A 19,406-nucleotide genomic window follows, 5' to 3' on the forward strand; every position below is an offset into this window, starting at 1 on the left:
TCCATGATTGAGCGGTTTCAGCAGCGCGCCTGACCGGGTGCCGAACCCTTGCTTGACGGCGATGGCTAATGCTAGTAGCTTTAAGGCTACGGAACATAGCCACATGAGGAGGTGACGGTGTGCCCAGAGCCGGACTGTCCACTCAGGCCGTCGTCCAGGCGGCCGTCGACGTCATCGACGAGCACGGGATCGACGCGCTCACCCTCGCCGCGGTCGCCACGCGCTGCGGCGTCGCCGCCCCCTCGCTCTACAAGCACGTCGGCGGCCTCGCCGAGCTGAAGACACAGGTCGGCGTCCGCGTGCTCAACGAACTCGCCGACCGCTTCGCCGCCGCCGCGATGGGCCGCAGCGGCCGGGACGCGATCACCGCGCTGATGCACGCCTACCGCGCCTACGTCACGGCACACCCCGCCCGCTACGCCGCGATGCCCGTCGACCCGCTGCACCACCCCGAGCTCGCCGCCGCCGGCATCCGGCAGCTGGAGATCATCCAGGCCGCGCTGCGGCCCTGGCAGCTCGACGCCGCCGCGCAGATCCACACCATCCGGCGGCTGCGCGTCATCGCGCACGGCTTCGCCTCGCTGGAGTCCGCCGGCGGCTTCGGCCTGCCGACCGACCTCGACGAGACATACCAGCAGCTCATCGACGCCTTCTTCGATTCCCTGCCAGCTCACCCCTGAGGAGACGACCGTGTCCGCCCCCCTTGCCCGCATCCGCCTCGCCGCCGCCGCGCTGGCCGCCGCCGGAGTCCTCTTCGCCCTGTACCCGGGCCTGCGCCCGTGGCGTGACGAGACCACGCTGCAGGGCGCGCAGGAGTCCATGTCCTCGCCGTGGTGGGTGGCCACCCACCTGTTCGCGATGATCGGGTTCATCCTCGTGCCGCTGGCCCTGCTGGCGGTGCGCCGCGTCGTCGACGGCACCCGGGCCGAACCGCTCGCGCTGACCGCCGCGGTGACCGCCTGGCTCGGCGTCGGGCTGACCCTGCCGTACTACGGCGCGGAGGACTTCGCGCTGCACGTGCTGGCCACCGAGAGCACCGGCGGCGCGCAGCTCGACCTGCTCGGCCTGGCCGAGGGCATCCGCTACCAGCCCGTCGCGATCACCACCTTCGGCATCGGGCTGGTCCTGCTCGGCGTCGGCGCGGTCCTCGCCGCCGTGGCGATCGCCCGCTCCGGCGTCCTACCGCGCCTGTCCGGGGTGCTGTTCGCGGCGGGCTTCGCGGCCTTCCTGCCGCAGTTCTTCACCCCGCCGGCCGTCCGCGTCGGACACGGCCTGCTCGTCGCCGCCGGCTGCCTCTGGCTGGCCGTGGCCCTGTGGCGTGCCCCGTCCACCGAAGCCGCCCCCGAAGCGCCCGCCACCGCCGTCGCAGCGTCCACCGGCAACTAACCCGCACCGCCCGAAGGAAGGGCACCTTCACATCGCTATGCGTTGTCGGAGGTGCCCTTCCTGACATCCGGAGTGGTCAGGACTTGCCGTCGTAGGCGTCTTGGAGGCCCTGGATGTCGAGCTTGGTCATGCCGAGCAGGGCGTGCATGACCCGGCTCGCCTTCGCCGGGTCGGGATCGCCCATCAGCTCGGCGAGCACCTTCGGCACGATCTGCCAGGACACGCCGTAGCGGTCCTTGAGCCAGCCGCACTGGCCCTCCTCGCCGCCCTCGGACAGCCGCGCCCACATCTCGTCGACCTCGGCCTGGTCGGCGCAGTCCACGAAGAACGAGATCGCCTCGGTGAAGTGGAACGTCGGCCCGCCGTTGAGTCCGACGAACGCCTGGCCCTCCAGCTCGAAGTTCACCAGCATCGCCCGCCCCTCGGGTCCGGGCACGACGCTGACGATCCGCGAGTTCTTGAAGATCGAGGTGTAGTGCGCGGCGGCCTCCTCGGCCTGGGTGTCGAACCACAGGTACGGGGTGATCTTCTGCATCACGGTCTCCTTGCCTACGGAGATGGGGAGCGGTGCGTCCGCTCCCCATCTAACGCCCGTCACCGGACATCCGCCCGCCGCGCGCCTGGTGCTACGCCGGAGTCCAGCCCTTCGACGGCGCCCACGGCTCGGCCTTTCCACAGCCCGCAGGGGAGGGGACCGGCGCGTCCTTGCGATCCATCCCGTACACGACGACCTTGCCCGCCGGGTCGATCCAGCAACTGGTGCCGACCGGGCCGAGGTCGAACGCGTACCGCCGGTCGATCTCGCGGCCCTGCTCGTCGTAGCTGATCAACTGGCCTTTGTCCGGCGCGAGGGCACCGTCGCTCAGCACCGCGAACGTGCCCTCAGCGAGCCGTGCCGTGCTGCGGTGCCCCTGCCCGTCGTCCAGGACCACCTTGGCGACGCGCCGGCTGATGTACCCGGCGACCTGGGCCTCGCCGCCGTCCATGTCGCTGTGGCTGGCCGACTGGCCCGCCACCGGCCCCGGCAGCCAGCTCGGCGCCGGACCGTAGCCCAGGCCGCTGCTCCACTCGTCCGACGGCGGGACCGTCGGCTCCATGCTGCACCAGATCATCGTCTGGTCCAGGCGGTACACGGTGACCGCCCGGTTCTCCCGTTCGGCGTAGTTGACCAGGCTCGGCCGTGCCCCCTCGGGCCAGTGGAACGTGTACTCCCGCGGGTGATCTGGATCGTTCAGTTGCTGCCGGGCGTGGGTCAGGCACAGGTCACCGGTGCGGCGCACCATCGGCGACAGCACGCCGGTGCCCAGCGCGACGACCTCAGGTTCCGGTCGCTCGCCGCCCGGCCCACCGGTCCACACCACGACCGCCGTGGCGCAGGCGGCCGTGGCGAGGCCCGCGCCCAGCACCGCCAGTGTGCGGCGGCGGCGCACGGGACGGACCGGGCCGGGGAGCCCGGCGAGGACCCGGTGCCGCATCCGAGCCTGCCTGGCCGCGGGCAGATCCCGCTCGGGGGGCAGCTGGTCGAGGTATGTCATCACGCCTCCTGCGTCTCGTGGGGAACCGGTGCCGCGGCGTCGCCGAGCAGCCGGGTCAGGCGGGCCCGGGCGCGGCTGACCCGCGCGCGTACCGACGCCTCGGTGATGCCGAGCAGCTGTGCCGCGTCGGCATAGGACACGGATGACCACACGCACAGCGCCAGCGCCTCGCGTTCGGCCCGCGGCAGTCGGCGCGCCGCCCGCAGCACCGCGCGCATGCGCCGCTCGTCGTCGACCCGCCCGGCCACGTGGTCGGCCAGGTCGGCGGTGTCGCGGTCGGGCGGCAGCCGCAGCGTCGCGGCCAGCCAGCGTCGCGCGGAGCGGCGCTCGTCGCGTACCACGTTGGTCGCGACGGTCAGCAGCCACGGCAGCGCCGAATCGTCGACCAGCCGGATGTCGGATCGCCTGCGCCAGGCGGTCAGGAACACGGCCTGGGTCGCGTCCTCGGCCGTGCTCCACGAGGCGCACAACCGGAAGCAGTGGTTGTACACCGCTTTCACGTGCCGGTCGAAGAGCAGCCCGAACGCCGCCTGGTCGCCGTCTGCGGCGTCGGCCCACAACTGCCCGTCGCTGCGCTGCATCATGGTCGTCACGCCTACCTATGGCCGGCTGGGCGCTTCGTGTTGCACGCCGACCTGTCGGTCCCGTGCGGCAGGATGGTCGCCGTGATCGGACGCTGGCACGGCCTCATCATCGACTGCCCGGACCCCGGCGCGCTGGCCGGGTTCTACGAGCAGCTGCTCGGCATGCAGCGAGTCCAGGACGAGGGCGACTGGGTCGTCATCGGCGACGCGCCGGATCGGCCGGGGGTGGCGTTCCAGCGGGTCGCCGACTTCACGCCGCCGCGCTGGCCCGACCCGGCCCACCCGCAGCAGATGCACTTCGACGTGCGGGTCGACGACATCGAGCAGGCCGAGCCGCGAGTGCTGGCGCTGGGCGCCAGCCCGCTGCCCGGCGGCGGCAAGACCTTCCGGGTGTACGCGGACCCGGCCGGCCACCCCTTCTGCCTCGTCTGGTGGTGACCGCGCTCAGGTCGGGATGCGGCAGACCGCGCTGACCGGGGTCATCGGGCGCACCCGGCGGCCCAGCGCGCCCAGCAGCGAGTCCTCGACGTGGAACTCGCGCACCCACAACCGGTAGCGCACCAGCTCCTCCGCGGTGGGGCACAGCACGCGCGCCTCGATCGCGTCGTTGTCGATGTACCGCACGCCGCCGCGCTCCTGCAGGATCACCGTGTTGACGTCGTCGGTGCTGATGACGTGCCCACGCACCTCCTCGGGCACCCCGGCCGGGGTGGCGACGGTGGTGACCGTCATCGGCAGCACCGGTGTCAGCACCACGGGCACGGCCGCGACCAGCAGCACGACCGCGATGCCGAGTTGCGCCAGCGCCGCGGCCGGCAGCACCAGCCACCGGGGCAGCGGCCCGCTCACCCCCAGTGCCAGCACCGGCGGCACGACCAGCAGCGCCACCGCGAACAGCTCGCCGGTCCGCCAGGCCTGCAGCACCGTCGGCGCGACCAGCCAGCCGTATCCGGCCAGTGCCACGCCGATCGTCGCCGCCCAGCGCCAGCGCGGCCACTCCAGCGTGGCCAGTTCCCGCTGGAACACCGCGACGGCGGCCACCACCAGCAGCGGCAGGTAGATGATCTGCCAGGCGGCCAGCGCGATGGCGAACAGCCCGGCCAGGAACCACGGCGGAGCCATCGCGTACCACCGCGCGAACAGCGGCGGGCGCCGCGGCCGGTCGGCGGTGCTCACCGCCAGCACCGCGCCGAGCGCGAACACCGCGACCAGCCCCGTGGTCACCAGCCGGGTGGCGGTGGTGAACAGCGCGGCCATCAGGTTGATCGGCCCGACGTTGGCGACCAGCAGCAGCGTCGTCTGCAGCTCCCCGCCCGCTTCGACCCACAGCCGCATCACCGAGAAGACGGCGGGCACACCGACCGCCACCGTCCAGAAGCCCTGGCCGGCGCGCCACGCATAACGCTTGCGGGGTGGTGGCAGCCCCGGCCCGCCGGCCTCGGTCATGGCTTCTGCGCCTTCTCGTCGTAGTCCACCAGGTCCGGGGCGTCGATGGGCGGCTGGGTGGTGTCGTCGCCGAGCCACGGCCCCAGCGTGCGCCGGTACGCCGCCAGCCACGCGCTGGTGCCCGTCGAACGGCCGTTGTCGTAGCTCTTGCGCAGGAAGAACGCGACCAGGTCACGCAGCTCGGGATCCTGCTTGGACACCCCGACGCCCAGCCGTTCGTTCGCGCCGATCGGCACGTCGACGATGAACAGGTCCTTCGGGTGCTCGGACAGGTAGCCGGCGAGGATGGTCTCGTCGGTGGAGTACGCGTGCGACTTGCCCGACAGCAGGCGTTCCAGGCACTCGCGGTTGGTCGCCGCCGGGTACACCTTCAGTGCGCGGTCGGTGAACTGGCGCTCGCCGGTCGATCCGCCCACCACGCAGGTCTCCCGGCCGGGCTGGGCGAGGTCGTTGAGGTTGCGGATCTTGTCGCGGTCCACGGTGCGGATCAGCAGTTCCTGCTTGGTCGCGAAGTACGGGCCGGCGAAGTCGATCTCCTTTTCCCGGTCGGGCGTCATCGAGTAGCTGGCCACCACCAGGTGCACCTGGCCGGAGACGAGCGCGTTCTCGCGGTCCTCGGTCTGCAGGGGCACCCACTCGATGCGGCTGTCGCCCTTGAAGCCCAGCGACTCGGCGAGGTAACGCGCGATCTCGATGTCGAAGCCCTCGAACCGGCCGTTCACGATCTGGCCCATCAGCGGCTGGTCCTCGGCGACCCCGACCTTGATCTTCGGCTGGCCGTACACGTCGGTCTTCTTGAACAGGTCGTCCACGGTCTTCGGCGCGGTGCCCTCGGGTCCGCAGGCCGCAGCGCCCGCCAACAGCATCGTCAGCGTCACCGCGGTGGCGGTCAGCAGCGGCCGCCAGCGCGGCCGGGCAGAAGTCTCAGTCATCGGCGGTCCTCAGGTAGGTGGACGGCGCCGGTCCAATGTAGTCGTCCGCATCCAGCGCGTGACGCCTGCCAATGCAACGTTTAGGTGAAGCACCCGATCAGGCACGGCGGGGAGCGGGACGTCAGGCGCGGTGGAGGACGGCGGCGGCCACGGCGGTGAGCAGCCGCGGGGTGAGCAGGCCGTCGCCGAGGCCCAGGCCGACGAAGCCGTCGAAGACATGCCGGTGGCGGGCGGCGGCGCGCAGGCCTGCGTCCACCACCCAGGGCCGGCCGGTCAGCCGGGCGATCACGTTGGTATGCCGCAGGTGGCGGCCCAGTCGGCGGCGCAATGCGACCGTGTAGGCCCGTCCCGCGGCCGGGCCGCCCGGCGACACCGCGGCCCGGCCCGCCAGCGCACCGGACAGCACCGCGTAGAAGATGCCCTCCCCGGTGAACGGGTTGATCAGCGACAGCGCGTCACCGGCCAGCAGCAGCCGCCCGTGCCCCGGCCGGGGCCGCCACGTCGACAGCGGCAGGTGATGCGCCCGCGCGTCGGACAGTTCGCCCGCAGCGGTGTCGCCGAGCAGCGTGTGCATCCGATCCAGCAGGTGCGCCCGGTTGAGCGGGCCGCCGGACACCAGCTCGCCGTAGCCGACGTTGCGCCGCCCGTCGCCGATCGGGAACGACCACGCGTAGGCGGGCCACCGCTGCCCGGTCATCACGATGCGCTGCTCCAGCCCGCGGGCGGACGCGGCGGACGGGTGCGCCGCCGGGTCGGGCGTGTAGGCGCGGATGGCCACGGCCAGCCGGTCCGGCGGGTTGCGGGGCAGGCCCAGGGCGCGGCGCACGGTGGAGTTCGCGCCGTCCGCCCCGATCACGACCCGCGCGGCGAGGCCCTCGCCGAGGTCGACGCCGTCCGCGCGCACCGCGAGGCTGCGTACCGTGTGCCGCCGGAACGTCGCACCGGCCCGCACCGCGGCGGCGACCAGGCGGGCGTCGAACACTGCGCGCGGGATGACGTAGGCGGGTTCGGGCAGCTCACCGGCCGCCTGCGCGCCGCCCGGCCCGGTCAGGCGCAGCGACCGGATCGGGGCGGAGCCGTCGATCAGCCCGGTGACCCCGAGCCCGGCCAGCACGTCCAGGCCCTGCTGGGCGACACCGTCGCCGCAGGCCTTGTCGCGCGGGAACACGTCGCGGTCCACGAGCAGCACCTGCGCACCGGTTCGTGCCGCGGCGAGCGCGGCGGCGGACCCGGCCGGCCCGGCCCCGACGATCGCGACGTCGTACACGCCTCCAGCATCGGCCATCGCCGCGTACACCGCCACGGGAGTCGAAAATCCGTTGCCGGGCAACGGCGTCCGTGATGGAGTGAGCTCGCCCCGGCGGGCTCATAGCGGGTGTCTGCCAGACAAAGTGCACTGGAATCCGTCATTCCATGCTGACAGGCCTCTTTAGCCTGATACCCGTCCTAGCCATCGGACCCGCTCCGGGGCGACCCTCTTTCCCTTCTCCCGAGGAATCGCCATGGGCACCATCAACGAGATCGTCATCAAGAACACCCACCGCGGCCTGCGCTACGTGGACGGCAGGCTCACCGACGTGCTCGAAGCCGGCCGCTACGAGCTGCCCGCCGCGAGCGGCCGCTTCGGCAAGCGCGGCCCGGTCGTCGAGGTGACGCTGGTGGACATGCGTGAGCGTGAGCTGACCCTGAAGGGCCAGGAGATCCTGACCTCCGACAAGGTCGCGCTGCGGGTGAGCATCCTGACGCACTTCAAGGTCGTCGACCCGGTGGCCGCGGTGGAGCGGGTGGACAGCTACACCGACCGCGTGTACAGCGACGTGCAGTTGGCGGCCCGCCGGTCGCTGGCCTCGATGACGCTCGAGGACATCCTCACCAACCGCAACCAGCTGTCCGAGGACATCCTGCGCGACGTGCAGGGCGCCGCGGCAGGTTACGGTGTGGAGATCCTGCGGGCCGACGTGAAGGACATCGTCTTCCCCGGCAACCTGCAGGAGGTCATGAACCGGGTGCTGACCGCGCAGCGGCTCGCCGAGGCGCAGCTGGTCGACGCCCGCACCAAGGCGGAGAAGGACGTGCTGGAGGCCCGCGCCCGCGCCGAGGCCGACCAGGTCACCGCGGCGGCCCGGCGCGACGCGACCCGGCTGGCGGCCGAGGCCGACGCCGCGGCCCAACGCATCCGGGTCGAGGCCGAGGTCGACGCGCTGCGCCGGCTCGCCGAGGCCGCGGCCGTGTACGCCGAGCACCCGGCGCTGCTGCGGCTGCGCGAGCTGGAGACGATGACCGCGCTCGGCGGCAACGCCGAGGCCCGCCTGTACATCGGTTTCGACAAGCACAGCACGCCGAACTGACGGCAGGCACGGCACGCGGAGCGAGCGGCGGGGCATGAGCCCCGCGACGGCGTGTCCACCCGGGAGCCCACACCTCTCCCGGGCGGACACGCCATTTCGTCGACTACTCTCGGCGGCGGTCGGGAAGCGACGGAGAGGACGGCGATGGCACACGGCGACGCGGAGACCGTGGTGGCGGTGCCCGCCGGCGAGCGGGCGCTGATCGCCTGGGGGTTCCCGATCGCGGGCATGGCCCTCGGCTGGCTGCTCAAGGCGGCCGCGGGCTGGATCGCCGGGTTGTCCTGGGCGCCGTTGCAGGGCCCGTTCAAGCTGATCGCGCAGATCCCCGAACCGTGGGCGACCGTCGGCGCGCTCGGCCTGGGCCTGGTCGCGGGGCTGCTGCTGGTGCTCACTGCGATCGGTGAGCGGCTCACGGTGACGGTGCGCGATGACGCGGCCGTGCTGGCCCGCGTCGACGGGCCGTCCCACACGGTCGCCCGGGCCGGTGTGACCTCCGTCTTCGTCGACGGCAAGCAGCTGGTGCTGCAGGGCGCGGACGGCTGGGAACACGCCCGGGAGAGTTCCGACCTGCGCCCCGCCGAGCTGCGGGCCGCGTTCACGGCACACGGCTACCCGTGGCGGGACGAAGGCGACCCGCACCGCGACCTGTTCCGGCTCTGGGTGCCGGACCTGCCGGGCCTGCCGGACGGCGCGAACGCGCTGCTGGCGGCCCGCGCCAAGGCGCTGTCCAAGCGCGAGGAGGCCGAGTCCGCGGTGCTGCGCCAGGAGCTGCGGCGGCTGGGCGTGCTGGTACGCGAGGAGCAGCGCCGCCAGTACTGGCGGCTGGCCACACCGCCCGCCACAGAGGACCAAGCCGCATAGGGTCCGCCCGCCGGTGCCGGTGTCCGGATCGTCCACGGTGGTGATGTGCAACCGGGGGCAGGTGCGATGCGTCGGTGGAGTGACAAACGTCGTCGTCTCGGGGGAGTTTCCATGCGCCAGCTGACCCGGCTCACGGCCCGGCTGCTCGCCGTGCCGCTGTTCGTGCTCGCCGGATGCGCGCCGGTGCCCGAGCGCGGCGGCGCGGTGCCGCTCGTGGGCGAGGCGGCACCGCCCGCGGACGTCGCGGCGCAGCTGGCGCGGTTCGCCGACTTCCCGGTCGATCGCACGCCGCGGCCGATCCTGCTGCTCAGCGGGCGGGTGAAGGAGTACGGCTACACCTCCGGCGACGCGAAGATCGCCATGTCGCAGGGGCGGCTGACGTTGCAGGCGGCGCTGCCGGACGGTCCGGCGACGGTCCGTGCCACGCTGTCGGACGGCGCGTTCGAACTGCCCGCGATCGGCGCCCGACAGGCGTACGACCTGCTCGTCGCCGTCGGCGACCCCGCATCGGCACCAGACGCCACGCCGCCGCCGCTGCTGGTGACGAAGGTGGCGCTCGGCGAAGCCGAGTTCTTGACCGACCGGGGCCCGCGCATGCTGCCCGCGTGGCTGTTCACCGCGCCGGAGTCGATGCGGCCGCTGGCCGTCGCCGCACCGGCCGACACCGCGTTCTGGCCGGTGGAGCACACGGACGGGGTGATGGGCTCGGCGGGGCTCGCCGCCGACGGGGTGACGCTGACGGTCCGCCTGTCGACGCCGCCCGAGCCGTGTGCCGGGCAGCCGGTGCACGAGTACGCCGCCGAGGCGGTGGAGTCCGCGACGGCGGTCGCCGTGCGTCTGCGGATCGTCGCCTCGTCGCCCGCGGCCTCCCCGGGCGGCAGCGGCGACTGCATCCGGGATGCGATGCTGCGCACCGCGGAGTACACGGTGCGGCTGGTGCGGCCGCTGGGCAACCGTGTGTTGCTGAGGGCGTCCGGCGAGATCTCGTAGCGGCGCGCCGGTGTCCGCGCGGCCAGGGTGCACGGCGCGTCCGGTCAGGCCATGGCCGGGCGCAGGCGGCGGCGTCGGTAGAACGGGAAGACCAGCACGATGATCAGGGAGAGCAGCGGGGCGGGTGCGCCGAACACCGCCCGCCAGACCACGAAGTCGAGCACCGGGACGGCGACCGCGGCCCAGTACAGCCAGGTCGGGAAGTGCGGCGTGCGCCACCGTGGGTCGGCCCACGGGGTGTGCCGCCAGGGTTTGGCCACCGACAGCCAGGCTTGCCCGGCGATCGCCGAGGCCATCAGCGCCGACGCCGCGATCATCGGGCCCGCGTCGGCGGCCGCGCCCGCCTCGGCCAGCGCGTCCAGGCGCGGGCTGAGGATGGCGATGCCGACGTAGAGCTGGGTCAGGGTGACGGCGAACTTCGCCAGCACCCACCAGTAGCGCAGGTAACCCCAGGCCGTCAGTGCGGACAGCATCAGTCCGGTGAACGCCGACGACGTGCCCAGGTGCGCCAGCAGCTGTTTGTCGAGGGTGCGGGCGGCCTCGTAGCCCGACGGCGGCCCGGCGAGCAGCAGCACGCACAGGCACAGCGCCAGGCTCATCCAGCCGATCGAGGTGACGGCGTGCAGCCATACCAGCGTCTGCCGCCCCCACTGCCCACTTCTGCGTGCCATGCGGGCCAGCCTGGCCGCTGCCGGCGGGTCCCGCATCAGGGGCGCGACCCTGACCGGACCCGGAGACGGGGCCGCCCCTGGCGCCGGAGGCGGCCCGAGGGCGGGGGAGGGGATGGGTGTCGCGAGGAAGGTCTGGGTGGCCCCGGTCCGCCGCGCCGTTGCGGCGAACCCGGGCCAACGCCTACCAGTCTGCGGAAGAGCAGGTCCCGACCGCACCTGTCGTCGGTCGGGACCTGTGGCTGACGAAAGTCAGGTGAGCCGGGTCACGCCGTCGGGGACACGCTCGGCGACGGCAGCGCCGACGCGGACGGCTGCGGGTCGCCCAGCGCCGCCAGCTCCGGCGGCACCGGCAGGGCGCTGCCCTTGACGTAGTCGGCCCAGCCCACGCTCCACGCCGTCCAGCCGTTGGCGGGTTTGATCTTGCGTTCGGTGCCCTTCACGGTGACCGGCGTGCCGATGCTGGTCAGGTTGAACAGGTAGACCGCATTGGCCGTGGACATGTTCACGCAGCCGTGCGACACGTTGCGCACGCCTTGGTCTTTCACTGACCACGGCGCGGCGTGGATGTACTCGCCACCCCAGGTCAGGCGCTGGGCGTACTCGATGTTGACGACGTAGCGGTCGACGTTGCCGGGGTCGTCGGTGGTGTCGAAGACCGTCTTCTGCTGCTTGTCCATGATCACCATGGTGCCGGAGGACGACGGCGTCTTCGTCTTGCCCAGGCTGACCGGAATCGTCTTGACCACCGTGTCGTTCTGGAACACCTGCAAACGCTTGGTCGCGTTGTCGACGATCAGCTCGATCTTCTCCTTGGCGATGTTGCCGACGCCGAGCCGGTCCTCGTCGCCGTAGCGGCCGTTGCCCATCGGCACGCCCTCCAGCGCCGCCCGCACGGTGATCTTCGTGCCGGTCTGCCAGTACTGCGGGCCGCGGTACATCACCTGCAGCGGGCTGGACCAGTGCCAGATGCCCGGCTGCGGCGGTTCCACCGTGACGAACAGGCGGCGCTCCACGGCCGCCCGCGCCGACTCGGGCACCGGGCTGGTGAACTCCAGGACCACCGGCATCGCCACGCCGTACGTGCGGTCCGAGAACAGGTACAGCCCCGCACCGGTCTTCTTGCTGGGCTTGCCCATCGTCGTGAACGACGTCTTCTTCTCCGTGGTCTGCCCGTCCGGGCCGACCGCGACGACCGTCGCCGAGTACTTCTTGCCGTACTTGAGCGGCTTGGCCGGCACGAACGAGGTGCCGTCGGCGCGCATGGCACCCGCGACCGCGGCCCCGGCCGCGTCGGTCATCGTCACCGACTGCACCTTCCCGCCGCTGACCTGGGTGCCGACCTCGGTGCTCACCGGCTGGTTCTTCGCCGCCTCGGCGGGCGTCACCGCCAGCGCCAGCGGCTCCGTGCTGGCCGGCGCCGGCTCGGGCGCCGACTGGGTGGGCGCCACGAAGGCGGGCGTGCCCTCATCCGCCGAACACGCGGTCAGCGCCAGCGGTGCCACCACCGCCAGCACCAGTGCCATGGCGCCCCTGCGCGCCGTCGTCCTCAGGCTCATCGCCGCCTACCCCGCTCCCCAGATCCACACATCGCGGAACATCCTGCCGCATCGCCCGAACGCTCCGTGAGCCCTGTTCGGTTCCTTCGGCACCAGCCGGATGGGGTAAAGGTCACCTATCTTCTCGGATCATGACATCGCCACGGGCCGTCCGCGACGGCTTCGGCAGGGGTCGCGACCTTCTGCCGCCGGTCACCCTCCCACCTGGCCGAACGTCCGTACGCGACCGGCGCGAGCCGCTCAAGCCGCCGCCTGCGCCAGCCAGTACGGCACGTCGTCGGCGTGATAGGGCCACTCCGACGGCTCGATGGCATCGAGGAAACCCGCGTACGCGGCGGCGTTGCGCAAGGCGACCAGCGGCTCGATCAGCGCCACCGCCCGTTCGGGGTCGCAGCCCGGCACGGCCGCCCGCCAGCTGCGCGCCCAGGCCCGCCGCAGCGGCTCGGGGTCGGCCAGCCGCTCGCACATCCGCAGCAGGTCGATCGCCGGGTGCCCGAGCACGGAGTCGCCCCAGTCGATGACGGCGTGCCGGTCGGCGGTGCCGCGCACGTTGCCGGGGTGGAAGTCCCCGTGCACGAGCGTGTCCGGCAGCCCGCACGCGGCCAGCTCGGCCAGCCGGTCGTCCAGGCCGTCGAGCAGCACCGCGAGACGGTCGGCCGGCCCGGCGGCCGGCGCCTCGGGCAGGTCGCCGAGCCTGCCCGCCGGTGGCTCGGGCAGGTCGGTGCTCGTGGCCCGGGCCGGCTCGGTCGCGTCAGCGACGTGCTGCGGTGGGGCGTTGCGGGCCACGACCGCGCGCAGGCGCTCGGCCAGGCGGGGCGGCCGCTGGTCGGGCACGCCCAGTGCGAGCAGTTCGCCGACCCGCCCGGAGGCGACGAGTTGGACGGTGTGCAGGCTGGACAGCATGAGCAGGCGCTCCTGCGCGGGGGCGCCGTAGCGGTCGGTGCCGGGCAGGTCGTCGAGCAGCACCCGGCCGCCGTCGGCGGCGAGCGGGACGGGCGCGGTGCCGGGGGCGTGCTCACCCAGCCAGCTCAGCACGGCTGCCTCGTGGGCGAAGAAGAACGGGACCTGCTTGAGCCATACGGGAGTGGTGTCGGTCTCCAGCCGCCAGATCGCGGACAGGTTCCAGGTGCGCTGCTGGGCGGTGGCGGTGAGCCTGCGTCCCCGGGCGGCGAGGGCGTCGGCGGCCCAGGCGAGGCTGTCCGCGGGCCCGCCGACCTCGGCGTATGGCGCGCGGCGTGGGTGCGGCACTAGGGCGGCGGTGGCGGGGCGGATCGGGCCGGGGTCGCCGTCGACCTCGGCCAGGTAGGTGACCTTGCCGCCGGGCGGGGCGGGCTGGTCCGCGAAGAGCAGGCGCAGCACGGTGACGTCGACGCCGTGGTGTTCGCGGGCTCCGGCCACGACGTCGGCGACCTCCTGCCACCAGGGCAGGTCCACCTCGTACGGCGGCAGCGCCCCCAGCACGGTTCCGGCCCGGTCCACCAGCACCAACGTCACGACTCGTCCCACGCCGCGGACGGTACCGCCGGCCGGCACGCTTCGTCGCCGGGTTTTCGCGACGCAGCCCTGGGCGGTGACGTCGACGTAAAAGACCCGGCCGCCGGGTCGGCCGCCCCGACCTGGCCTGTGACCTGCTCGGCCGTATCCACCACGCGCGAGGAGGTGCACCATGGGGGCAGTCGACCGAGGCGACCAGGGGAGGGCGCTATCGCACCGCCGAGCGGGGATGTCCAATAGAGACAGCAACGCTGCTGTCGCGGCCGCCGAGACGGTGATCGCGGGCCTGTTCGGCATCCGCGTGAACTTGGCCTCGCTGGCCGAGCCGTCCGGCTGGGCCGTCGGCGCCGCCGGGCGCCTCGACAACGTCAACGCGCACGGGTTCGGGCTGCCGGTCCGCGAGAAACTCCCCACCGCCCGCCCAGCGCACCAGGGAGCACACCATGGCACTGACCGACGAGGCCATCGAGAAGATCAAAGAGATGATCCTCTCCGGCGTGCTGCGCCCCGGCGACAAGCTGCCCAAGGAGGCCGATCTCGCCGAGCGGCTGGGCCTGTCCCGCAACTCGCTGCGCGAGGCCGTACGCGCCCTGTCGCTGATCCGGGTCCTCGACGTCCGCCAGGGCGACGGCACGTACGTGACCAGCCTCGAACCCGGGCTGCTGCTGGAGGCGCTGACGTTCGTCGTCGACTTCCACCGCGACGACACGGTGCTGCAGTTCCTGGAGATGCGCCGCATCCTCGAACCCGCCGCGGCGGCGCTCGCGGCGCAGCGGATGACCGAGGAGGACATCGCCAAGCTCGCCACGGTGGTCGAGGAGATCGGCCCCGACGCGTCCATGGAGGAGCTGGTCGCCAACGACCTGGAGTTCCACCGGCTGATCGCGGCAGGCACCGGCAACGCGGTGCTGTGCTCGATCATCGACGGCATGTCCGGCCCGACCACCCGAGCCCGGATCTGGCGCGGCCTCACCCAGGACCGCGCCGTCGAACGCACCCGCGAACAGCACCTCGCCATCCTCGACGCCATCACCGCTCGCCGCCCCGAGGTAGCCCAGTCCTGGGCCCTCATCCACGTGGCCGGCGTCGAAGAATGGCTCCGCCGAGCCCTCTGACCTCTCCCTCTGGCGCAAGTCTCAAAGAGTCGCGGCCTCGGCAGGTCCCGAAGGCCACGACTCTTTAAGACTTGCTGCGGGCGCTGCGGGCGCTGCGGGCGCTGCGGGGACGTCGGCTGTCTGGCTGATGTGGTGTCGGTCACAGGCCATGAAGAATCTTCGGCTATGGATTCAGTGCTGACCCAGGTGTTCCTGCCCATCGCCCTCGGCATCGTGATGCTCGGCCTCGGCCTCGGGCTCACCGTCGCCGACTTCAAGCGGATCGTGGTGTTCCCGAAAGCGGTGCTGGTGGCCCTGGTCTGTCAGGTGCTGCTGCTGCCAGCGGTGTGCTTCGGGCTGGTCCTGCTCCTCGACCTGGATCCGACGCTGGCGGCGGGCATGATGCTGCTGGCCGCGTCGCCCGGCGGCACCACCGCGAACCTCTACAGCCACCTGTTCGGCGGCAACGTGGCGCTCAACGTCACGCTGACCGCGGTGAACTCGGTGCTGGCCATCTTCACCCTGCCGCTGGTGGTGAACTTCGCGCTGAACCACTTCCTGTCCGGCACCGACCAGATCGGGCTGCAGTTCGGCAAGTCGCTGCAGGTGTTCGCGATCGTGCTGATCCCGGTGGCGATCGGCATGTTCATCCGCCACCGCTCGGTCGACTTCGCCGACCGGATGCAGCGGCCGGTGCGCATCCTGTCCGTCGTGGTGCTGGTGCTGGTCATCATCGGCACGCTGGTGTCGGAGAAGGACAACATCGCCACCTACTTCGCCGACGCGGGCCTGGTCGCGCTGCTGTTCAACGTGATCAGCCTCGGGGTGGGCTACTTCCTGCCGCGTCTGGCCGGGCTCGACCGCGGTGACTCGGTCGCCGCCGCAATGGAGATCGGCATCCACAACGGCACGCTGGCCATCTTCATCGCCACCACGCTGCTGGCGAGCACAGCGCTGGCGGTGCCGGCCGCGGTGTACAGCATCATCATGTTCTTCACCGCGGCCGCCTTCGGCTACCTGGTCCGGCCCGCCCGGTCGGTGCAGGCCGAGCCGGCCCTGACGGACTGACGCCGTACGCCGGCGTCCTTCGACCGCGGAGGGCGCCGGTGCTCAGCCGGCGTCGGGCGGATAGCCGCCGGAGGTGGTCCAGAACTCGACCGCGCCGCCGACGAACTCGTGCACGTAGCCGCAGGCCATGCAGATCACGCCGAGCGAGGACCGGTTGGCCCAGGCCAGATCGAACAGTTCCAGGCCAGGTGTGTTGAGCAGGATCTCGCGGCTGGTGAACTCCCTGTTCCCACAGACCAGGCAGGTGAACCGGCGACCGGCCACGGTCACCAGCGCGGTCCGTTGCTTCTTTCTGCCAGTCCCCATGCCGCGCAGGGTAGGGACCCGAGGCAACCGGCCAGGGCAGCGTCCCGGCCCGCCGATGCCCGCGGACACCCCGCCGCCGTAATGCCCCTCCAGCGGGGACGATCTTGCTTGAACTGTGGGTACGACACGCACTCTTCGGGCAAATGGGCAACAGTTCACGCAAGATCGCCGAGATCTTGGGGGTGCCGTGAGGGTGGGGTGGGGAGGCCGGCGTCGGCGATGCGTTGGCGGAAGGGGCGGCGGGTGAGGGCGGTGGTGAGTTCGGTCAGGAGGTCGACCAGGGGCATCGACAGTTCGGTGTCCAATGTGCGCATCGCGGCGGTGGTGGCCGACCACTCGGCGGTGATCAAGGGGAGCAGTTCGTGTGCCTTCGGGGTCAGCCCGACCAGGCGCTGGCGCGCGTCCGCGCCCGGGGTCAGGTCGACCAGGCCCGCCCGGTTCATCTGGGCCACGGTCTGGCTCGCCGCGGAGTGGGTCACGCCGACGGCTCGGGCCAGGTCGCGGATCGGCATCGGGCCTTGTGCCAGCAGCGCGCGGACCATGGGGGAGTAGCGCGGGCGGTAGTCGGCCAGGTCGAGTTCGGCGTAGACCTTCGCCACATCGCCGTCGAGCAGCTCCAGCACGTGACGCAGCAGGGTGCCGACCGCTTCGCGTTCAGGGAGGTGGGCCATGCTACAAATATAACAGCACTGTTGTATTTTCTTGGAGGTGGTCGTGTACCCGCAGTTCGAGCCCTACGACAGCGGCCTGCTCGACGTCGGCGACGGCAACCTCGTGTACTGGGAGGTCTGCGGCAACCCCGACGGCAAACCCGCGGTCGTGCTGCACGGCGGCCCCGGCTCGGGGGCGACCGCGGGCTGGCGGCGCTACTTCGACCCGGCCGCATACCGGGTGGTGCTGGTGGACCAGCGCGGCTGCGGCCGCAGCACGCCCAGCGCCGGCGACCCGGCCACCGACCTCAGCGTCAACACCACCCACCACCTGATCCGCGACCTCGAACAGCTGCGCGCCCACCTCGGCATCGACCGGTGGCTGGTGCTCGGCGCCTCCTGGGGCTGCACGCTGGCCCTGGCGTACGCGCAGCGCCACCCGGCCGCCGTCTCCGAGATGGTGCTGTTCAGTCTCACCAACACCACGCACCGCGAGGTCGACTGGGTGACCCGCCAGATGGGGCGCATCCTGCCGGAGGAATGGGCCCGCTTCCGCGACGGCGTGCCCGAGGCCGAGCGCGACGGCGACCTCGCCGCGGCGTACGCCCGGCTGCTGGCCGACCCGGATCCGGCCGTGCGCGACCGGGCCTCGCGGGACTGGTGCACCTGGGAGGACCAGCACGTCGCCATCGCCACCGGGTTCCAGGCCGACCCCCGCTTCGACGACCCCGAGTTCCGGATGGTCTTCGCCCGGCTGGTCACCCACTACTGGGCCAACGCGGCGTTCCTCGAGGACGGCGAGTTGCAGGCCAACGCGGGCAAGCTGACCGGCATCCCCGGAGTGCTCGTGCACGGACGGCTCGACATCAGCGGCCCGGCCGACATCGCCTGGAACCTCGCCCAGGCCTGGCCCGACGCCGAACTGACCCTGGTCGACCGGGCCGGACACGGCTCCCGCGGCGGCATCGGCGACATCGTCCTCACCGCCCTCGACCACTTCGCCACCCGCCGCTAGAACCCGCCTCCACCTCGCCCCGCCCGCTCGCGTCAAGGTCGTCCGACTTCCTGGCACCTGGGCGAAAGCAGGCCCAAGATACGACCAGGCGCCAGGCAAGTCGGTGGATCGACGGAAGCGCCCCGGCCGGACTCCGTTCCTGCGTGCAGTACGACGGCGTCCTCCGCGACGGCGCTGCGCCCCTCCCACGCCGGTGACGCGTCCGGTCGCTGAGAGAGGGTTTTCAGCTGCACAGGCGGTCCCGCCCGCGATGAGATGGTCACCGTCGCCCCCGCGTCGCCGGCGCGCGTGTGGCACCGGTCTGGAGGTATGGCGTACGGGCACGCCACAGGCGTCGTAACCCCTGGACAGGCCGGCGGCGAGGCTGGTAGCGTAACGCTTGTTACGTAACAGCTGTGATGCAAAAGAGGTGCGGGTGCCCCGACGGGTGGACCACGACGAGCGCCGCGAGCAGCTGTCCGCCGCCGTGTGGCAGGTGGTCAGCGAGCACGGGCTCGACGGGCTCACCCTGCGCGCGGTCGCCGACGCCGCGGGCTGCACCACGGGTCGCGTGGCGCACTATTTCCGCGACAAGAACGCGCTGCTCACCCACGCCCGCGACGTCATGCACCGGCGCATGGTCGCGCGGATCGACGCGCTGGGCGACTTCGCCGGCCCGCGCGAGCGGTTGCGGGCCGTGTTGCAGGAGGGCGTGCCGCTCGACGAGGAGCGGCGGCTGACCTCGACCGTCTGGGCCTACTTCCTGATGGCGGCGCGCACCGACCCGGCGCTGCTGGCCGAGCACGTGGTCCGGCACGAGTCGTGGATCCGGAGGCTGACGGGGCTGCTGCGCGACGCGTACGCCGTACCCCCGGACGATCTGGAATTGCGGGCCCGCAACCTGGTCGCCCTGCTGGAGGGGCTGGCGCTGTGCGGGGTGGCCACGCCTGAGCTCTATCCGCCCGACCTGCTGGTCCGGGCCGTCGACAACCAACTCGAGCTGCTGCTGGGAGCGAAAGAATGAGCACGGAGGCCGCCACCATGGAGATCATCGAGGTGTCGCCGGCGGATCCGCGGCTGGCGCCGCTGGTCGGCGCGATGCGGGTCGAGCTGGACGCGCTCTACCCCGAGGAGGTCGACTTCGAGCACCCGACCGTCCGGGAGGCGGCCCGGTTCCTGCTCGTGCTCGCGGGCGGCGCGGCGATCGGGTGCTGCGCGGTGCAGCCGCTCGACGGCGGCGAGGCGGAGCTCAAGCGCATGTACGTCGACCCGGCCTGGCGCGGCCGCGGCATCGCCCGGCGGTTGATGCCCGAGGCCGAGGCGCTGGCGGTCCGGGTCGGCGCGAGCCGGTTCAAGCTGGAGACGGGCGTCCGCCAGCCCGAGGCGATCGCCGTGTACGAGCGGGCCGGCTTCACCCGCATCCCCAACTACCCGCCGTACGACCGGTGGGAGATGAGCGTCTGCTACGCCAAGCCGCTGCAGCCCTGATCG

General features: G+C 72.3%; 22 protein-coding genes. 11 read left to right on the forward strand and 11 right to left on the reverse strand.

Translation table 11 applies throughout. The features are described 5' to 3' along the window. Window positions 1-119: 119 nt before the first annotated feature. Together F9C41_RS34270 and F9C41_RS34275 are read left to right on the forward strand one after the other, a co-directional pair. The gene (locus tag F9C41_RS34270; RefSeq protein ID WP_155391000.1) at window positions 120-680 is read left to right on the forward strand and encodes a TetR/AcrR family transcriptional regulator; all 561 of its coding nucleotides are present in this window, start codon (window positions 120-122) and stop codon (window positions 678-680) included. 10 nt (window positions 681-690) lie between these two features. After that, entirely contained in the window at window positions 691-1,386 is a 696-nt protein-coding gene (locus F9C41_RS34275) for a hypothetical protein (protein ID WP_196280073.1), read from the forward strand. Window positions 1,387-1,462: 76 nt separating this feature from the next. Here F9C41_RS34275 and F9C41_RS34280 read toward each other — a convergent pair whose 3' ends face one another. The 3 genes from F9C41_RS34280 to F9C41_RS34290 all read right to left on the reverse strand — a co-directional run bounded on the left by F9C41_RS34280 (window position 1,463) and on the right by F9C41_RS34290 (window position 3,505). Beyond that, complete coding sequence (locus F9C41_RS34280) at window positions 1,463-1,921, reverse strand: VOC family protein (RefSeq protein ID WP_155391001.1); 459 nt, start codon at window positions 1,919-1,921, stop codon at window positions 1,463-1,465. Window positions 1,922-2,012: 91 nt separating this feature from the next. Continuing rightward, window positions 2,013-2,921 (reverse strand): hypothetical protein, encoded by a 909-nt coding sequence (locus F9C41_RS34285; protein WP_155391002.1) that lies wholly within the window; start codon window positions 2,919-2,921, stop codon window positions 2,013-2,015. Beyond that, window positions 2,921-3,505 (reverse strand): RNA polymerase sigma factor, encoded by a 585-nt coding sequence (locus F9C41_RS34290; RefSeq protein ID WP_230690220.1) that lies wholly within the window; start codon window positions 3,503-3,505, stop codon window positions 2,921-2,923. Before F9C41_RS34290 ends, F9C41_RS34285 begins: the two co-directional genes overlap by 1 nt. An 81-nt stretch (window positions 3,506-3,586) precedes the next feature. Between F9C41_RS34290 and F9C41_RS34295 the strand changes: the two genes are divergently transcribed. Beyond that, window positions 3,587-3,943 (forward strand): VOC family protein, encoded by a 357-nt coding sequence (locus F9C41_RS34295; RefSeq protein WP_196280075.1) that lies wholly within the window; start codon window positions 3,587-3,589, stop codon window positions 3,941-3,943. 6 nt (window positions 3,944-3,949) lie between these two features. Here F9C41_RS34295 and F9C41_RS34300 read toward each other — a convergent pair whose 3' ends face one another. The 3 genes from F9C41_RS34300 to F9C41_RS34310 form a co-directional block, all read right to left on the reverse strand. Then, entirely contained in the window at window positions 3,950-4,951 is a 1,002-nt protein-coding gene (locus F9C41_RS34300) for a hypothetical protein (protein ID WP_155391004.1), read from the reverse strand. After that, a complete protein-coding gene (locus F9C41_RS34305; protein ID WP_155391005.1) occupies window positions 4,948-5,883 on the reverse strand; it encodes a transporter substrate-binding domain-containing protein in 936 nt (311 codons plus the stop codon). Before F9C41_RS34305 ends, F9C41_RS34300 begins: the two co-directional genes overlap by 4 nt. Before the next feature lie 121 nt (window positions 5,884-6,004). Further along, on the reverse strand, window positions 6,005-7,180 hold the full coding sequence (locus tag F9C41_RS34310) for a geranylgeranyl reductase family protein (protein ID WP_407924767.1): 1,176 nt from the start codon (window positions 7,178-7,180) through the stop codon (window positions 6,005-6,007). A 205-nt stretch (window positions 7,181-7,385) separates the two neighbouring features. Between F9C41_RS34310 and F9C41_RS34315 the strand changes: the two genes are divergently transcribed. The 3 genes from F9C41_RS34315 to F9C41_RS34325 all read left to right on the forward strand — a co-directional run bounded on the left by F9C41_RS34315 (window position 7,386) and on the right by F9C41_RS34325 (window position 10,082). Further along, on the forward strand, window positions 7,386-8,231 hold the full coding sequence (locus F9C41_RS34315; RefSeq protein WP_155391007.1) for a slipin family protein: 846 nt from the start codon (window positions 7,386-7,388) through the stop codon (window positions 8,229-8,231). A 144-nt stretch (window positions 8,232-8,375) separates the two neighbouring features. Next, window positions 8,376-9,092 (forward strand): YqeB family protein, encoded by a 717-nt coding sequence (locus tag F9C41_RS34320; RefSeq protein ID WP_155391008.1) that lies wholly within the window; start codon window positions 8,376-8,378, stop codon window positions 9,090-9,092. Between the two features lie 111 nt (window positions 9,093-9,203). After that, window positions 9,204-10,082, forward strand: coding sequence for a hypothetical protein (locus F9C41_RS34325; RefSeq protein WP_155391009.1), 879 nt, complete (start codon window positions 9,204-9,206; stop codon window positions 10,080-10,082). A gap of 44 nt (window positions 10,083-10,126) precedes the next feature. Here F9C41_RS34325 and F9C41_RS34330 read toward each other — a convergent pair whose 3' ends face one another. From F9C41_RS34330 to F9C41_RS34340, 3 genes are all read right to left on the reverse strand, one after another. Then, window positions 10,127-10,753, reverse strand: a complete 627-nt coding sequence (locus F9C41_RS34330) for a hypothetical protein (protein WP_155391010.1) — start codon at window positions 10,751-10,753, stop codon at window positions 10,127-10,129. A 263-nt stretch (window positions 10,754-11,016) separates the two neighbouring features. Then, window positions 11,017-12,276 carry a L,D-transpeptidase gene (locus F9C41_RS34335; protein ID WP_155391011.1) on the reverse strand — a complete coding sequence of 420 codons (1,260 nt, stop codon included), beginning with the start codon at window positions 12,274-12,276 and terminating at the stop codon, window positions 11,017-11,019. A gap of 273 nt (window positions 12,277-12,549) precedes the next feature. Beyond that, window positions 12,550-13,815 carry a phosphotransferase family protein gene (locus F9C41_RS34340; protein ID WP_155391012.1) on the reverse strand — a complete coding sequence of 422 codons (1,266 nt, stop codon included), beginning with the start codon at window positions 13,813-13,815 and terminating at the stop codon, window positions 12,550-12,552. A gap of 431 nt (window positions 13,816-14,246) precedes the next feature. Between F9C41_RS34340 and F9C41_RS34345 the strand changes: the two genes are divergently transcribed. Together F9C41_RS34345 and F9C41_RS34350 are read left to right on the forward strand one after the other, a co-directional pair. Further along, complete coding sequence (locus tag F9C41_RS34345; RefSeq protein WP_155391013.1) at window positions 14,247-14,918, forward strand: FadR/GntR family transcriptional regulator; 672 nt, start codon at window positions 14,247-14,249, stop codon at window positions 14,916-14,918. Window positions 14,919-15,050: 132 nt separating this feature from the next. Next, window positions 15,051-15,965 (forward strand): bile acid:sodium symporter family protein, encoded by a 915-nt coding sequence (locus F9C41_RS34350; RefSeq protein WP_407924766.1) that lies wholly within the window; start codon window positions 15,051-15,053, stop codon window positions 15,963-15,965. A gap of 42 nt (window positions 15,966-16,007) precedes the next feature. Here F9C41_RS34350 and F9C41_RS34355 read toward each other — a convergent pair whose 3' ends face one another. Further along, a complete protein-coding gene (locus F9C41_RS34355) occupies window positions 16,008-16,271 on the reverse strand; it encodes a hypothetical protein (RefSeq protein WP_155391015.1) in 264 nt (87 codons plus the stop codon). A 155-nt stretch (window positions 16,272-16,426) separates the two neighbouring features. After that, window positions 16,427-16,942, reverse strand: coding sequence for a MarR family winged helix-turn-helix transcriptional regulator (locus tag F9C41_RS34360; RefSeq protein WP_155391016.1), 516 nt, complete (start codon window positions 16,940-16,942; stop codon window positions 16,427-16,429). A 43-nt stretch (window positions 16,943-16,985) separates the two neighbouring features. On the opposite strand from F9C41_RS34360, the gene pip reads away from it, so the two are divergent. The 3 genes from pip (at window position 16,986) to F9C41_RS34375 (ending at window position 19,403) form a co-directional block, all read left to right on the forward strand. Further along, window positions 16,986-17,936, forward strand: a complete 951-nt coding sequence (gene pip, locus F9C41_RS34365; RefSeq protein WP_155391199.1) for a prolyl aminopeptidase — start codon at window positions 16,986-16,988, stop codon at window positions 17,934-17,936. A gap of 415 nt (window positions 17,937-18,351) precedes the next feature. Continuing rightward, window positions 18,352-18,939 carry a TetR/AcrR family transcriptional regulator gene (locus F9C41_RS34370; protein ID WP_155391017.1) on the forward strand — a complete coding sequence of 196 codons (588 nt, stop codon included), beginning with the start codon at window positions 18,352-18,354 and terminating at the stop codon, window positions 18,937-18,939. Next, a complete protein-coding gene (locus F9C41_RS34375) occupies window positions 18,936-19,403 on the forward strand; it encodes a GNAT family N-acetyltransferase (protein ID WP_230690221.1) in 468 nt (155 codons plus the stop codon). The genes F9C41_RS34370 and F9C41_RS34375 overlap by 4 nt, the downstream gene beginning before the upstream one ends. Window positions 19,404-19,406 lie beyond the last annotated feature (3 nt).

Source organism: Catellatospora paridis (assembly GCF_009720365.1).
In the GTDB taxonomy this organism is placed as follows: Bacteria; Actinomycetota; Actinomycetes; order Mycobacteriales; family Micromonosporaceae; genus Catellatospora; species Catellatospora paridis.

Excerpts from the sequence above, each read along its gene's own strand:
- F9C41_RS34360 (WP_155391016.1), bottom strand. The coding sequence starts at position 16,942 with ATGGCCCACCTCCCTGAACGCGAAGCGGTCGGCACCCTGCTGCGTCAC.
- F9C41_RS34355 (WP_155391015.1), bottom strand. The coding sequence starts at position 16,271 with ATGGGGACTGGCAGAAAGAAGCAACGGACCGCGCTGGTGACCGTGGCC.
- F9C41_RS34325 (WP_155391009.1), top strand. The coding sequence starts at position 9,204 with ATGCGCCAGCTGACCCGGCTCACGGCCCGGCTGCTCGCCGTGCCGCTG.
- F9C41_RS34300 (WP_155391004.1), bottom strand. The coding sequence starts at position 4,951 with ATGACCGAGGCCGGCGGGCCGGGGCTGCCACCACCCCGCAAGCGTTAT.
- F9C41_RS34315 (WP_155391007.1), top strand. The coding sequence starts at position 7,386 with ATGGGCACCATCAACGAGATCGTCATCAAGAACACCCACCGCGGCCTG.
- F9C41_RS34345 (WP_155391013.1), top strand. The coding sequence starts at position 14,247 with ATGGCACTGACCGACGAGGCCATCGAGAAGATCAAAGAGATGATCCTC.
- F9C41_RS34280 (WP_155391001.1), bottom strand. The coding sequence starts at position 1,921 with ATGCAGAAGATCACCCCGTACCTGTGGTTCGACACCCAGGCCGAGGAG.
- F9C41_RS34285 (WP_155391002.1), bottom strand. The coding sequence starts at position 2,921 with ATGACATACCTCGACCAGCTGCCCCCCGAGCGGGATCTGCCCGCGGCC.
- F9C41_RS34320 (WP_155391008.1), top strand. The coding sequence starts at position 8,376 with ATGGCACACGGCGACGCGGAGACCGTGGTGGCGGTGCCCGCCGGCGAG.
- F9C41_RS34335 (WP_155391011.1), bottom strand. The coding sequence starts at position 12,276 with ATGGCACTGGTGCTGGCGGTGGTGGCACCGCTGGCGCTGACCGCGTGT.
- F9C41_RS34290 (WP_230690220.1), bottom strand. The coding sequence starts at position 3,505 with ATGATGCAGCGCAGCGACGGGCAGTTGTGGGCCGACGCCGCAGACGGC.
- F9C41_RS34375 (WP_230690221.1), top strand. The coding sequence starts at position 18,936 with ATGAGCACGGAGGCCGCCACCATGGAGATCATCGAGGTGTCGCCGGCG.
- F9C41_RS34330 (WP_155391010.1), bottom strand. The coding sequence starts at position 10,753 with ATGGCACGCAGAAGTGGGCAGTGGGGGCGGCAGACGCTGGTATGGCTG.
- F9C41_RS34305 (WP_155391005.1), bottom strand. The coding sequence starts at position 5,883 with ATGACTGAGACTTCTGCCCGGCCGCGCTGGCGGCCGCTGCTGACCGCC.